The sequence below is a fragment of the Empedobacter falsenii genome (genome assembly GCF_013488205.1).
GTDB classification, from domain to species: domain Bacteria; phylum Bacteroidota; class Bacteroidia; order Flavobacteriales; family Weeksellaceae; genus Empedobacter; species Empedobacter falsenii_C.
Genome location: NZ_CP040908.1, coordinates 2680651 through 2694118 on the forward strand (window position 1 = coordinate 2680651; position 13468 = coordinate 2694118).

The 13468-nt window shown below is 29.8% G+C and carries 13 protein-coding genes and 5 tRNA genes; 9 read left to right on the forward strand and 9 right to left on the reverse strand.

What is annotated here, in order from left to right; translation table 11 throughout:
• Positions 1–73 precede the first annotated feature (73 nt).
• Both FH779_RS12510 and FH779_RS12515 read left to right on the forward strand, forming a co-directional pair.
• Positions 74–2368 carry a choice-of-anchor L domain-containing protein gene (locus FH779_RS12510; protein WP_180904947.1) on the forward strand — a complete coding sequence of 765 codons (2295 nt, stop codon included), beginning with the start codon at positions 74–76 and terminating at the stop codon, positions 2366–2368.
• A complete protein-coding gene (locus FH779_RS12515) occupies positions 2368–2688 on the forward strand; it encodes a hypothetical protein (RefSeq protein ID WP_180904948.1) in 321 nt (106 codons plus the stop codon). The genes FH779_RS12510 and FH779_RS12515 overlap by 1 nt, the downstream gene beginning before the upstream one ends.
• Positions 2689–2744: 56 nt before the next feature.
• On the opposite strand, the gene typA is transcribed toward FH779_RS12515, so the two are convergent.
• From typA to FH779_RS12530, 3 genes are all read right to left on the reverse strand, one after another.
• A complete protein-coding gene (typA, locus tag FH779_RS12520; RefSeq protein ID WP_180904949.1) occupies positions 2745–4547 on the reverse strand; it encodes a translational GTPase TypA in 1803 nt (600 codons plus the stop codon).
• A 93-nt stretch (positions 4548–4640) separates the two neighbouring features.
• Complete coding sequence (locus FH779_RS12525) at positions 4641–5612, reverse strand: hypothetical protein (protein WP_038334506.1); 972 nt, start codon at positions 5610–5612, stop codon at positions 4641–4643.
• Between the two features lie 6 nt (positions 5613–5618).
• Entirely contained in the window at positions 5619–6023 is a 405-nt protein-coding gene (locus tag FH779_RS12530; protein WP_038334505.1) for a hypothetical protein, read from the reverse strand.
• A 199-nt stretch (positions 6024–6222) separates the two neighbouring features.
• Here FH779_RS12530 and FH779_RS12535 point away from each other — a divergent pair, with 199 nt between their 5' ends.
• Both FH779_RS12535 and FH779_RS12540 read left to right on the forward strand, forming a co-directional pair.
• Positions 6223–7302 carry a sensor histidine kinase gene (locus tag FH779_RS12535; protein WP_180904950.1) on the forward strand — a complete coding sequence of 360 codons (1080 nt, stop codon included), beginning with the start codon at positions 6223–6225 and terminating at the stop codon, positions 7300–7302.
• Entirely contained in the window at positions 7299–8012 is a 714-nt protein-coding gene (locus tag FH779_RS12540; RefSeq protein ID WP_180904951.1) for a LytR/AlgR family response regulator transcription factor, read from the forward strand. Before FH779_RS12535 ends, FH779_RS12540 begins: the two co-directional genes overlap by 4 nt.
• A 53-nt stretch (positions 8013–8065) precedes the next feature.
• On the opposite strand, the gene FH779_RS12545 is transcribed toward FH779_RS12540, so the two are convergent.
• The 5 genes from FH779_RS12545 to FH779_RS12565 all read right to left on the reverse strand — a co-directional run bounded on the left by FH779_RS12545 (position 8066) and on the right by FH779_RS12565 (position 8679).
• Positions 8066–8138 (reverse strand) — tRNA-Lys (locus FH779_RS12545).
• A gap of 51 nt (positions 8139–8189) precedes the next feature.
• Positions 8190–8262: transfer RNA gene (locus tag FH779_RS12550), tRNA-Lys, on the reverse strand.
• A 51-nt stretch (positions 8263–8313) separates the two neighbouring features.
• Positions 8314–8386 (reverse strand) — tRNA-Lys (locus FH779_RS12555).
• A 51-nt stretch (positions 8387–8437) separates the two neighbouring features.
• A tRNA-Lys gene (locus FH779_RS12560) sits at positions 8438–8510 on the reverse strand.
• 96 nt (positions 8511–8606) lie between these two features.
• Positions 8607–8679: transfer RNA gene (locus FH779_RS12565), tRNA-Lys, on the reverse strand.
• A 298-nt stretch (positions 8680–8977) separates the two neighbouring features.
• On the opposite strand from FH779_RS12565, the gene FH779_RS12570 reads away from it, so the two are divergent.
• Entirely contained in the window at positions 8978–9583 is a 606-nt protein-coding gene (locus FH779_RS12570; RefSeq protein WP_180904952.1) for a hypothetical protein, read from the forward strand.
• 2 nt (positions 9584–9585) lie between these two features.
• Positions 9586–10113, forward strand: coding sequence for a shikimate kinase (locus tag FH779_RS12575; protein ID WP_180904953.1), 528 nt, complete (start codon positions 9586–9588; stop codon positions 10111–10113).
• Here the strand turns inward: FH779_RS12575 and FH779_RS12580 are convergent.
• Complete coding sequence (locus FH779_RS12580; protein ID WP_180904955.1) at positions 10110–10523, reverse strand: RNA-binding S4 domain-containing protein; 414 nt, start codon at positions 10521–10523, stop codon at positions 10110–10112. The two genes, FH779_RS12575 and FH779_RS12580, sit on opposite strands and share 4 nt — an antisense overlap.
• Before the next feature lie 67 nt (positions 10524–10590).
• Here FH779_RS12580 and FH779_RS12585 point away from each other — a divergent pair, with 67 nt between their 5' ends.
• The 3 genes from FH779_RS12585 to FH779_RS12595 all read left to right on the forward strand — a co-directional run bounded on the left by FH779_RS12585 (position 10591) and on the right by FH779_RS12595 (position 13428).
• Positions 10591–11349 carry a hypothetical protein gene (locus tag FH779_RS12585; RefSeq protein ID WP_180904956.1) on the forward strand — a complete coding sequence of 253 codons (759 nt, stop codon included), beginning with the start codon at positions 10591–10593 and terminating at the stop codon, positions 11347–11349.
• A gap of 96 nt (positions 11350–11445) precedes the next feature.
• Positions 11446–12648 carry a nicotinate phosphoribosyltransferase gene (gene pncB / locus FH779_RS12590; RefSeq protein ID WP_180904957.1) on the forward strand — a complete coding sequence of 401 codons (1203 nt, stop codon included), beginning with the start codon at positions 11446–11448 and terminating at the stop codon, positions 12646–12648.
• A gap of 219 nt (positions 12649–12867) precedes the next feature.
• Positions 12868–13428: a hypothetical protein gene (locus FH779_RS12595; RefSeq protein WP_180904958.1), complete on the forward strand. Its 561-nt coding sequence runs from the start codon at positions 12868–12870 to the stop codon at positions 13426–13428.
• Positions 13429–13468 lie beyond the last annotated feature (40 nt).

Sequence of the window (13468 nt, forward strand, 5' to 3'; positions counted from 1 at the left end):
AAATTCCTAAAACTGTTAAATAAACTTTATATTTTAAAGTTATTTAGCAGTTTTTTTATCTAAATTATTTTTTATGAAACACTTTTATTCAAAAATAATTCTCCTACTCTTTTTTACTTTTACACTAAATAGTTTTTTATTTGGTCAATATATTCTGGTAGATACATCTTTATCGAAAGAAGAATTAATTGATAAATTTATTGGAACAAACACAGGTTGTATTACTATTTCTAATATTAATATTTCTGGATACAATAGATCTTATGATGAAATAAGCTATGGTTATTTTACAAAAGGAACTAGTAATTTTGATCTTTCCGAAGGAATTATTTTATCTACTGGAAAAGCAAAAGCTGCTGAAGGTCCAAATGCTACTTTACAAAGTTTTTATGGAATTAATTGGGGAGGAGATCAAGACTTAATTGATATTTTGATACAATCTAATTTACCTCATGACAAAATTTTAAATGCTACATCTCTCGAATTTGATTTTGTATCAAACCTTACAACAGATCAAATTAGTTTCGAGTACATGTTTCTTTCAGAAGAATATCGAATTGATAATTGTGATTATTCTGATGCTTTTGCCTTCTTAATCAAAAAAGCAGATAATTCTGAACCTTATCAAAACATTGCATTAATTCCAAATACAACTATTCCTGTAACAACTAAAACAATTAATGGAGCAGATAGATGTAAAAGTTTCCAAGAATATTTTGGAGGGTTTAATTCTAGGAATAGTCCAACAAATTTCAATGGACAAACAAAAGTTTTGAAAGCAAATGCACAAATTGTAGCAGGCGTAAAATACCACATAAAATTGGTAATTGCTGACCATGGAGATAGTTATGGCCTTTATGATTCTGCTGTTTTCTTGAAAGCTGGAAGTTTTATAGGATCAAAAAGTTTAGGTTCTGATGTTGTATTATGTCCTGGAAAATCTGAAACAATAGATGCGACAACTACAAATGCTACAGCTTATAAATGGTACAAAGATGGTGTGGAAATTAGTGGTGAAACAAATGCAACATTAGTGGTAAATGAAACAGGTTATTACGAAGTAGAAATCACATTGAATACTGGTTGTTCTTTGAAAGGTCATATTAATGTTTCTGTACAAGAAGAACCGCAAATTTATCAAGATCGTTTTTCTATTTGTGATGATGATTTAGATGGAAAAACACAAATAAATTTAGACGAATATACTGATCGAATTGTAGAAGATTATTATTCTGCTCATCAAGTGAAATATTTTGATACCGAACAAGATGCTAAAGATAATATTTCTGCAGGAATAACGAATTTTGAACTAAATGGAATTCAGACATCTAAAGAAGTTTGGATTCGTGTTCAAATCGGGACTTGTGATCCAGTTATAAAAAAAATTACTTTTACATTAAATAATCTAAGTATTGCAAACATAATTCCTCCAATAGAAATTTGTGACGAGGATTTAAGTAACGATGAAGAAATTGTTTTATCCGATTATATTGATGACTTGATTACGAATATATACGGATCTCCAACTTATTATTTAAGCGAAGCTGATGCAAAAAATAGTCGAAATGCAATCAGCGCGACACAAATAATAAATTCAGATCAAACATTTTGGGTAAGATTTAAACAAAATGGTTTATGCGAAAATGTTGCTCCAATTCATTTTATTTTCAAACAATCTGGAAAATCATCAACCTTAAAAGATGTTACAATTTGCAAAGGAACAACGACTACTTTGGATGCAAGTACAGGATTTGACACTTACGAATGGTTGCATAATGGTAATAAAAATCAATCTATTACAAATGTTTCTGTTGGAACTTATTATGTAAAATTAGGATTAAATGGTTGTTTTTATACCCAAGAAGTAAAAGTTATTGAAGCCGAAGATCCAACTATTCAATCTATCGAAATTCAAGGTTCTACGGTGACCATAAAAGTCACTGGATCTACGCTTCCATATCTGTATTCATTGGATAACGGCACTTTTCAATCTTCCAATATCTTCACAAACGTAACTTTAGGAACTCATACAATTTCTGTGAAATCTGCAGCTAATTGTTCGCCTATTTCGAAAGAATTTTCGCTGATTAAACTAATCAATTTTATTTCTCCAAATGGTGATGGTAAAAATGATGTGTTGGATTATTCGCAATTAAAAAGTAAAATCAATCCGAAATTTATCATTTATAATCGAAAAGGAAAATTATTATTTACTGGTTCGGAAGCAAACAATTATACATGGGATGGAAAACTGAATGGAAAAGCGCTACCTTCCGATAGTTATTGGTATATTATCGAATGGACTGAACCAAATTCAACTCAAACTCAAAAATTTGAAGATTGGATTTTATTAAAAAGTACTTATTAATGAATAATTGGATAAATTTTCCTAAAAAGGATTTGATGCTCGAAATTTATTTTTCTGAACAAAATATGGAGGACAAAACTTTATTATTTTGGAATCAAATTAAAATTTCTCCTGAAATATGGAAATGTGATGATGTTATTGAGGATAATTTTTGGGTAGTTGCTGTATACGAAAATTATTTGATTTGGTACAATGATATTGAAGAAGGTTTTAATGTTTCAAGATTCAAAATTAAAGGTGAAATAGTAGAATATAACGCTTCTAAAGATGAATTAAATTTCGCAATTGAAGCGCTTAAAAATAAAATCGAATCTATTTAAAACAAAAAACCAGAAGATTAACTTCTGGTTTTATTGTGATATATAATTTCAAATGATTAGCTCATTGATTTTTCGAAGCGTTTACGATCTACTTCTTTTAAGTGAATTTTACGTAAACGGATGAAATTTGGAGTTACCTCGATACATTCATCACCTTGGATGTATTCCATACATTCTTCTAAAGTCATTTCTATTTTTGGAGCAATAGAAGATGAATCATCTTTACCAGCTGCACGGATATTGTTTAATTTTTTAGCCTCAACTACGTTTACAACTAAATCATTATTACGAGAGTGCTCTCCAATAATCATTCCTTCGTAAACTTCTTCTCCTGGAGCAACAAAGAATTTTCCACGATCTTGTAATTTATCAATAGAGTAAGGAGTAGATGTACCTTGATCTTTAGAGATAATTACACCAGCAGAACGTCCAGCAATAGCACCTTTAAAAGGTTTGTACTCTAAGAAGTTGTGTGCCATTACAGCCTCACCTGCAGTAGAAGTTAACATTAAAGAACGTAAACCAATTAATCCACGAGATGGAATTTCAAACTCTAAGTGTTGCATACCTTCCTTAGCTTCCATAACTAATAAATCTCCTTTACGTTGTGTAACTAAGTCAATAGCTTTAGAAGAGTAATCATCAGGAACATCAATTACTAATGTTTCGTATGGCTCACATTTTACACCGTCAATTTCTTTGAAAATAACTTGTGGTTGCCCAACAGTTAACTCATATCCTTCACGACGCATTGTTTCAATTAATACAGATAAGTGCATGATACCACGTCCGTAAACTAATTGTGTATTAGAATCTTCAGTTGGTTCAACACGTAAAGCTAAGTTACGCTCTAACTCGTCTGTTAAACGATCTACTAAGTGACGAGAAGTAACAAATTTACCATCTTTACCAAAGAATGGAGAGTTGTTAATTCCGAAAGACATGTTCATAGTAGGTTCGTCGATATGCATTACAGGTAAAGCTTCTGGATTTTCAGGATCTGCGATAGTATCTCCAATTTGGAAACCGTCAATACCAACAACAGCACAAATATCACCAGCTTTTACTTCTGTAGCTCTTACTTTTCCTAAACCTGTAAAAGTATATAATTCTTTTACTTTGTGTTTTTTGAAAGAACCGTCTGGCTTTGTTAAAGCAATCCAGTCACCTTCTTTTACTTCTCCACGAGTTACTTTACCAACAGCAATACGTCCTAAGAATTTAGAATAATCTAAAGATGTAATTTGCATTTGTAAGTCACCTTCTTTAGCTTCTGGAGCAGGAACGTGCTCTAAAATACCATCCATTAAAGGTAAGATATCTTCTGTACGAACGTTCTCTGTATTAAACCATCCTTGTTTAGATGATCCGTAGAATGCAGGGAAGTCTAATTGATCTTCAGTAGCATCTAAGTTGAAGAATAATTCGAATACTTTATCGTAAACTTCGTCAGGACGACAGTTTTCTTTATCAACTTTGTTAATTACTACTAAAGGTTTTAAACCTAATTCTAATGCTTTTCCTAATACGAAACGAGTTTGAGGCATTGGTCCCTCAAAAGCATCTACTAATAAGATAACACCATCAGCCATTTTCAACACACGCTCAACTTCACCACCAAAATCGGCGTGGCCAGGAGTGTCGATAACATTGATTTTTACACCTTTATACTCTACCGAAGCATTTTTAGAGAAGATCGTAATCCCTCTTTCGCGTTCGATATCATTGTTATCCATGATTAATTCACCTGAATCTTGGTTTTCTCTGAAAACGTTTGTTGAGTGAAGAATTTTATCAACCAAAGTAGTTTTACCGTGGTCAACGTGTGCGATAATCGCAATATTTCTAATGTTTTGCATCCTTGAAATTTATGGGTGCGAATTTACGATAAATTATTTTTAATTACTATAGATTTTATTTAATTTAATGAAATCGCAACAAACGTATGTTATTTATCGTTTTTTATTACCAAATGGGTTGTATGATATACCAAAGTTGAAATAGAAAGATGATTTTGGTTTATACTCGTATATATAGTCATTAAAAGATTCATTTTTTTCAAAGATTCTTCCAGTAGGAATGCTACGTAGTCCTGTTTTTACAGTACCAATAAAATCACCAATTCTATGTTCATACATTACACCACTATTAATTTCTGTTTGTCTAAATTCAAATGTTTTATTCGATTGGTTAAAATAGAATGATGTAACATCCATTTCACTACCAAGAGAAAATCGACCATTATTAAATACATTTTTTTTCATCATTACTCTTTTTGGAAGTATGATATCGGCTATCCAACCATTTTTAAATTTATGCTCATAAGAAATAATGGGGAATGTAGGTACTTGCGAACTAGGGTCTATAATTACAGCTAAACCTAAAAGTAATTTGGTTCTTTCGTTTGCTGTAATCATTATACTACCTGTTAGTAAACCACGGAATCTTTCAAAACTATTTTCGTTACCATCAACTGATAGAGTAGCTGAATAAATTGCTGTTTTTTTCCATAGTTTAGAAATATGACTTGCAGTTACAGCTTCCGAATGATAATGAAAGTTTTGTTTCGTTTCATTCATAGTAGAACTAAGGTTATCTATATTTGCTGTCGTGTACTTATAATTAAGTGCTGTAGATATCGTCCATTTTTCTTTTTTGAAAAAATATAAATTCGCATTTGCCTTTATTTGTTGAAAGTTTTTCACTTTACTTTCGGGTAAATTAAAGTTGCTATCTTCTAACTTTTGAGAAAATTTATAAGGTGTAAGATTTGTATATTCTACATTAAGAACACGGGTAGAGGGGAATTTATCTGCAACAAAAACGACAGCTCTTTTTTGAATACTATCTTTTTTTTGAGCGAATGACAAAGTTGAAAGTAAAAGCAATAAGCTTGTAATTGCTTTTTGTTGTATTGAATGCATTAATTTTTATTTGATTTCGTGAATACTCGATTGGAAAAAATTGAAGACAAATACCTTATCATAAATCTTACTGATATTGTGTTCTTCTATTGTTTTTAAAATTGATTTTAAGGTTGTGTCTAATTTGTCATTTACAAGAACAAACCAAGATTCTTTGTTTCTATTTATAGAAATTGTTTCGTTATTTTTAAGATTAGAAATATCCATTAACTTTACTTCTTTAATATGTTCATTCTTCTCAATAATACAAAAATCATGATGTATACAATCTACAATTTCTAATGTCGGATCGTAGCATTGTATAAAACGATTTAAATCTGTTATTTGAATAATTTTATCTTCTTTTTCTGTTGCAGAAAAATTTAGAAGATTTAACTTATTTACCCAAAAATTAAAATTTTTCACACTCATAGTATTTCATGTTTTGTAAATTGAATAGCTAAGAAAAGTATAAAAAAATAGTTTTGATCGTTTTTTATACCAACACTAGATTTTTTTATACCAACCAGAAAAAAAAAGAAGAAGTATAATAAAAACGTTGGTTCGTATAAACTTTAATAATGGAATAGATTAATCAATTACCTTTGTTATAGATAAGATTTTTATAAAAATGAATTCATTGTTACCTCAATCAAAAAATCAAAAAATCATAAATTTTCTAGTAGATAAAAAGTTTAGATTTTCTCGTCATTTACTTTTTATAGTTGGATTTTTATTAGTGATATATAGTTCTACGTTTGCATCTAATTATTATGGTGTATATAGATATTATGTTATTCTTTTACTATTTGTAGTATTTGTATTAAAAACATACATCAATATTTATATATTGGTTCCAAAGTTTTTTTTTAAAGGTTACTATATTTTATATCTATTGTTATTAACAATTTTAGTTTATGTGGGGATAAATATTATTGGTCAATCATTAGATGTGTTTTTTGAAAAATATAGAATAGCTAATCCTAGACATTTTGGTGAAAACATAAGGAGAAGTTATGAAGGGCTTATAGTTGTTGTGCCAATTATTATGATGACAACTACCTTAAAACTTTTTCAGAAATGGATTGAAGATAATAGACAAATATCTGAACTGAAAAATTTGACATTTTCAATGGAGATAAATGAATTAAAAAATCAAATCAACCCACATTTTTTATTCAATATGTTGAATAATGTAAAAGCATTAATTAGAAAAGATCCTGAAGTAGCGACAGACGTTATTATGAAACTTTCAGATTTTTTAAGATATCAATTATATGAAAATAATGAAGAAAAAACACCTGTTTCTTCGGAGTTGAAATTTTTAGCTAATTTTTTAGATTTAGAGAAAATTCGTCAAGAAAATTTAAATGTAGTTATAGAGACAGAAGCGAATAAAAGTGAATTGAATTCTACATACATCCCGCCCAATTTATTTACAACATTTGTAGAAAATGCTATAAAGCATAGTGTTAATTTAAATGGAGAAGCAATTTATATAAAGGTAAAAGTTTCGATTATTGATAATCATTTACACTTTGTTTGTTTAAATTCTTTAGATCCTAATTACATCATTCCTAATAATAAATTTAAAGGTTTAGGGCTTCCAAATATTACAAGAAGATTAGAACTTTTGTACGGAAAAATGTATACTTTAAATATAGAATCTACAAAAGATGAATATGTTGTTAACTTAATAATTCCAATATGAATTGTATTATAATTGATGATGAGCCTTTGGCAAGAGAAGAAATGGAGTTATTAATAAACGAAGTTTCTGAATTAGAAATTCTAGGTAAGTTTCCGAATGCAGCTTTAGCTTTAAAGTTTTTAAGTACAATACAACCAGATGTTATATTTCTTGACATAGAAATGCCATTAATTAATGGGATAGAGTTTGCGCAAAGTGTACCTAAAAATACTTTAATAATTTTTACAACTGCTTATTCAAGATACGCAATAGATAGTTATGAATTAGATGCTATCGATTATTTGTTAAAGCCAATTGATAAAAAGCGTTTAGAAAAAGCGATAAATAAGGCAACGTTTTTTTATAATTTCCTTTCTAATAAAAAGGTTGAAGAAAATACTGTTGAAGAGAATGATGATAATTTTTTATTTATAAAAGCCGATAGAAAACAATATAAAATAAGTTTTTCTGAAATCTTGTTCATAGAAGGTTTGAAAGATTATGTAGTGCTTTATACAACGACACAGAAGTTAATTACAGCAATGAATTTAAAAACGATTCACCAGAAAATAGATTCAGAATTTTTTATACGCGTTAGTAAATCATATATCATAAATTCAAAACATATTAATTCATTTGATAATCATACCATTTATATGAACGAGTTTGAAATTCCAATAGGAGAGACCTATCGATCAGAATTCATGCTGAAATACTCAAAAGGAAATTAGATTAAAAGAAAGTAGTGTAAATAAAAAAAGCCAAACATTTCTGTTTGGCTTTGTGACCTGGCTGGGGCTCGAACCCAGGACCCCAACATTAAAAGTGTTGTGCTCTACCAACTGAGCTACCAGGTCTCCGTATTTGGAGTGTTATAGTTTTTATACTTCTTAATAACATGAAGTTTGTGACCTGGCTGGGGCTCGAACCCAGGACCCCAACATTAAAAGTGTTGTGCTCTACCAACTGAGCTACCAGGTCTCCGTTTTGGAGTTGTTACTGTTTTTAGACTTCTCAATAACTAGAAGTTAGTGACCTGGCTGGGGCTCGAACCCAGGACCCCAACATTAAAAGTGTTGTGCTCTACCAACTGAGCTACCAGGTCTCCATTTTGGAGTTGTTATTGTTTTTAGACTTCTCAATAACTAGAAGTTTGTGACCTGGCTGGGGCTCGAACCCAGGACCCCAACATTAAAAGTGTTGTGCTCTACCAACTGAGCTACCAGGTCTCCGTTTTTTCGGACTGCAAATATACGATTATATCTGAGTTTACAAAACGAAAGACGTTTTTATTTTTTTATATAAAAAAGAACGTTTTGACTAAGTGACCTGGCTGGGGCTCGAACCCAGGACCCCAACATTAAAAGTGTTGTGCTCTACCAACTGAGCTACCAGGTCGGTTTCTTAAATCGAGTGCAAATATAGGGCGTTTAATACTAATTTAACAAACGTTTTGTGAAGTTTTTTACAATTTATTAATTAATCATTTCGGTTTTAAGAACTTAAATTTAGATAAATTTTTAGTTTTTTTTTGAAAGATAGAATTTCGGATAAGAAAACTGAAAAAATAAGCCATAGAAACATCATTTTATATATTTGATAAATGATTTATATACTATATTTGTCATCCAGCAAATCTAAATCTATGTGAACCGAAATTATTTTCGGAACGCTATTTAAAGATTGAAATTTTAGAATGAAGAAGAATATACTATATATTATTATTGCTTTGTTTTCGATAGTGTCGTGTAAAAAATCTGACAACCCAGAGGCAGACGTACCCGATTCTGAATATGCAAACAATTGTAATCAGGAAACAAAAGATGCACATTTGTCTAATTTTGCATTGAAAGAATTAAAGGAATTAATAAAAGATCAACCACAGATTATTCATCAAAAATTGAATGATCGTTGTTTCAAGGTTTCTAAACTTGGAAAAAATTTATACATTCAAAATTCAGATCGTTTAGATTCTTTGAAGATTAAAAACAATAATCAAGGAACGATGTTTTTGAATAAAATAACAGCAATACAGGTTTCGCAAGTGATTGTTTATAAATTAACATATTCTTTTCCTATTAAATTCTTGAATCAATATAGAGCAGAAATCAAAAAAGATGCGCCAAAATCTAAATACCATCATTCAAATTCAATCGTTACTAACGAAGATTATCAAGTAACTTATAATGTTGAACGTTATGATGCAAGACGTTTGGAGAATACGTATTCATATCAAATTGATACGTTTGATGGATATGCGAGATTAACTATTTTTTATTCAGAAGACTTACCAGTAGACTAATCATGATTATTTCTTTAGTAGGATATATGGGTAGCGGAAAATCGACTACCGGAAAAGATTTAGCCAAAGCATTGGGTTTCGAATTTATCGATCTTGATGATTTTATCGAAAATAAATATCAAACAAAAATTAGTGAGATTTTTGAAAAAGAAGGCGAATTAGGTTTTCGTAAAAAAGAAAGAGAAGCCTTAAAAGAAGTTCTGACTTCAACAAACATTGTGCTTTCTTTAGGCGGTGGAACTCCTGTTTATTACGATAATATGAATGAGATTGCCAACAATTCAATTTCATTTTTCATGCGTGTACAATTACCGCAATTGGTGAAACGATTGGAAAATAAAAAAGAAACTCGACCTTTAATTGCTCATCTTTCTAATGAAGAAATGATGGAGTTTATTGCGAAACATTTATTTGAACGCAATCAATATTATGAAAAGGCAAAATATACAATCAGCATTTCAAACCAAAGTACATTAGAGATTTTGGACGAAATTATGAAACATCTTAAAAAGGAGAAGATTTGGAATTAATCCAAATCTTCTCCTTTTATAATGATACCTTCAGTATCTTCTCCACCCTCTTCTAAATAATCATCCAAATCTCGGCGATCTTTTTTCGTTGGTCGACCTTCTCCTCTTTCACGATAATAATCTTGCGAAAGTTTACGAAGCTCTAACACATCATATTCTTCTTTTGGCGTTGTATCCACAATATGTAAGGTTAATAATTTAGCTCCAATTCTATTATTTGGCACTTGCAATACTTTAAAAGATAAATTAATTTGATCTTTTCTCACCTCAATCGCATCACCTGGAATTATATCTCGCGACGCTTTTGCTACATCTCCATTCACTTTTACACGATTCTTTTTTACCGCATCAGCCGCTAAAGATCTCGTTTTATAATATCTAACACTCCAAAGAAATTTATCTAATCTCATTTAAAACTGAATATTTGTTAGGTTAAACTAATATTTTTTCTAAATTCGCAATATAAATCGAAATAACATGATAAAGAAATTCTTCGTTACTTTAATTGCATGTTCTGCTGTTTTAGTAGGATGTAATAATGATGATGATAATGGTGTAAATAAAGAAACTAAAATTCCAGTTGAAGAACGTAATGCATTAGATGATGAAGCGATTCAACAATATATGGAAGATTATTATTTCAATCCTAAAAATGGAAAACTTACAAAGTTTGATACCATAAAAGGAAACGATGATGATGCTTATCCAACATTAAAAAGTTTAGCAAAACAAGATAACTTAGGAATTTGGTATGCCGAAAATCCAAATCATAAAGGAACAGGAGAATCTATTGTTTCTAATGATAGTACATCTATTTATCTAAGTTCTATTTCAACATATTTTGTTGCAACAAATAGTACAGACTACAAAAGAAAATATGGTTCTTTGGGTCAGTTTTATTATTCAAGTATAAATACTGGAGATGGTTCTGCTACACAAGATCCAACTTTTTATTACTTTACACCAACAGCAACAGAAATTAAAAATGGTGTAAAAAGAGAACACATCGAATTAAAAAACTTTGTAGAAGGATTAAAACATTTCAAAACAACTGAACGTGCTACAACTGATTTGTATAACTTTCAAGGTGTAATTATTTTACCTTCTCGTTTAGCTTATGCAAGAAACAAATATTACGTTCAAAGTACAGGGTTAACTGAATATTCAACATACAGAGACGCAACTATAATTTTCAATTTCGAATTACCTAAAATCGAGAAAAGAACAACAAAATAATTATCTTCAAAACAAGATAATCTTACAAAAACCATCTACATTGATGGTTTTTTTTTATCTTTAAATTTCAAAATATATTAGAATTAAACCTAAAAAATGAGTACTATAAAATCTATCGTAGATAACGATTTCTATAAATTTACCATGCAATTTGGCGTTACAAAATTGTATCCAGATGTAATGGCTCGCTATAATTTCATTAATCGTGGTGAACATCAATTTCCTGAAGGTTTTGCAGAAGAATTGCAAAAAGAAATCAATGCAATGGCTTCACTTGCTTTAACCAAAGACGAAAAAAACTTTTTCACAACGAATTGTCCTTATTTAAGTCCTGCTTATTTAGATTTTTTACAAGGTTATCGTTATGATCCAAATGAAGTAAAAATCACTCAAAACGGTCCTGATGTAGAAGTGCATGTAGAAGGATATTGGTATCGCACAATTTTATGGGAAGTTCCAATCTTATGTTTGATTAGCGAAATTTTCTATAAATTGACAAATGCGCAACGCATTTCTAACGAAGAAATCACAAAACGTACAAGCGATAAAGTTGATTTATACAATCGTCTTGGCGTTACAGTTGCGGAATTTGGTACGCGTCGCCGTCACAGTTACGAAGTTCATGATGTCGTGATGAAAGAATTAACAAACCATAAAGGAAAAAGTTTTGTTGGAACTTCTAATGTTCACTTTGCACATAAATATGGCGTAAAACCAATTGGAACTCATGCTCACGAATGGTTTATGTTTCATGGTGCACGTTACGGATTCAAAATTGCGAATTCAATCAGTTTAGATCGTTGGGTAAAAGTTTATTATGGTGATTTAGGAATTGCTTTGACTGACACTTATACATCGGATGTTTTCTTTGGACAATTTGATAAAAAATTATCTAAATTATTTGATGGCGTTCGTCATGATTCTGGAGATCCGATTGAGTTTGGAGAAAAAACAATTGCACATTACGAAAAAATGGGTATCAACCCTTTATTCAAAACGATTATTTTCTCGGATGGATTAAATTCAGAAAAAGTGGAAATGATTACAAAAGCTTTCAAAGGAAGAATTGGATTATCATTTGGAATTGGAACCAACTTAACAAACGACACTGATTTAAAACCTATGAATATCGTGATGAAATTGACCGAAATTTCTTCGATAGATATAAAATGGACAGGTGTTGTAAAACTTTCGGACGAAAAAAATAAACATACCGGAACGCCACGTATGATTGCTCTTGCAAAAGAAATGTTAGATTTAGATGACATTCCATCACATGATGCGCCAGAAAATGATTAAAATCTTACGATAATCCATATAAAAAATGTTCTGAAATGATTCTCAGAACATTTTTTTACAACAATAGCTATTTAATTTATTAACTTTAAAAAATTAAATAGCTATGAAAATAATTTTTTACTTTTTTTATTAATTGGGTTGATATCTTGTAAACGCGAATTAACAAGAGAAAAACATGAAAAATTACACCAAGATTCTATCAATCAAATAATATTAGCGATGGGTATAAATCCAGATTCATCGTTTTCATATAATAAGTACAATAAAAAATTAAAGAACAGAAATAATACAGACTCTTTAATCCGCATAGTATCACCTTCTTTTGCAGAACATCAATTTATATTTTATAATGACACTTTAACCTATTACTATTTTAATGAATTTCCTTACGATAAAATGTGTGGAACTGGTGCAATAAATGATTTTGAAGACAAGAAAATTACCGAATTATATAAAGTTAAAAAGAAAGATCTGATTAATATTAAATCTGATACTATTGAACATTTTATTCAAAAGTTAGAAACTAAAAATTCTAATGAGGGATTTTATCCTTTTGCTTTAATTCTGGCAATTAATAAAGATTCAATAAAAAGTAAGTCGCTTAATCAACTTAGAAAATATCTAATCAATAAAAATTATAGATACAATTTTCGTCCACTTTCTACTCGAGAACGTTTAGTTGCTAATGCAAAATTCAATAATACTTCGGATGATTTTTCTAAAATAAATTGGGATAGTGTGTATTATGTAGATTTTAAGAAGTTTTATCCAAACAATTAATCATAAAAAATCCACTTCGTTTGAAGTGGATTTTTTATGA

Coding starts and splice junctions, on each gene's coding strand:
- FH779_RS12510 (WP_180904947.1), top strand. CDS start 74: ATGAAACACTTTTATTCAAAAATAATTCTCCTACTCTTTTTTACTTTT.
- FH779_RS12515 (WP_180904948.1), top strand. CDS start 2,368: ATGAATAATTGGATAAATTTTCCTAAAAAGGATTTGATGCTCGAAATT.
- typA (WP_180904949.1), bottom strand. CDS start 4,547: ATGCAAAACATTAGAAATATTGCGATTATCGCACACGTTGACCACGGT.
- FH779_RS12525 (WP_038334506.1), bottom strand. CDS start 5,612: ATGCATTCAATACAACAAAAAGCAATTACAAGCTTATTGCTTTTACTT.
- FH779_RS12530 (WP_038334505.1), bottom strand. CDS start 6,023: ATGAGTGTGAAAAATTTTAATTTTTGGGTAAATAAGTTAAATCTTCTA.
- FH779_RS12535 (WP_180904950.1), top strand. CDS start 6,223: ATGAATTCATTGTTACCTCAATCAAAAAATCAAAAAATCATAAATTTT.
- FH779_RS12540 (WP_180904951.1), top strand. CDS start 7,299: ATGAATTGTATTATAATTGATGATGAGCCTTTGGCAAGAGAAGAAATG.
- FH779_RS12570 (WP_180904952.1), top strand. CDS start 8,978: ATGAAGAAGAATATACTATATATTATTATTGCTTTGTTTTCGATAGTG.
- FH779_RS12575 (WP_180904953.1), top strand. CDS start 9,586: ATGATTATTTCTTTAGTAGGATATATGGGTAGCGGAAAATCGACTACC.
- FH779_RS12580 (WP_180904955.1), bottom strand. CDS start 10,523: ATGAGATTAGATAAATTTCTTTGGAGTGTTAGATATTATAAAACGAGA.
- FH779_RS12585 (WP_180904956.1), top strand. CDS start 10,591: ATGATAAAGAAATTCTTCGTTACTTTAATTGCATGTTCTGCTGTTTTA.
- pncB (WP_180904957.1), top strand. CDS start 11,446: ATGAGTACTATAAAATCTATCGTAGATAACGATTTCTATAAATTTACC.
- FH779_RS12595 (WP_180904958.1), top strand. CDS start 12,868: ATGGGTATAAATCCAGATTCATCGTTTTCATATAATAAGTACAATAAA.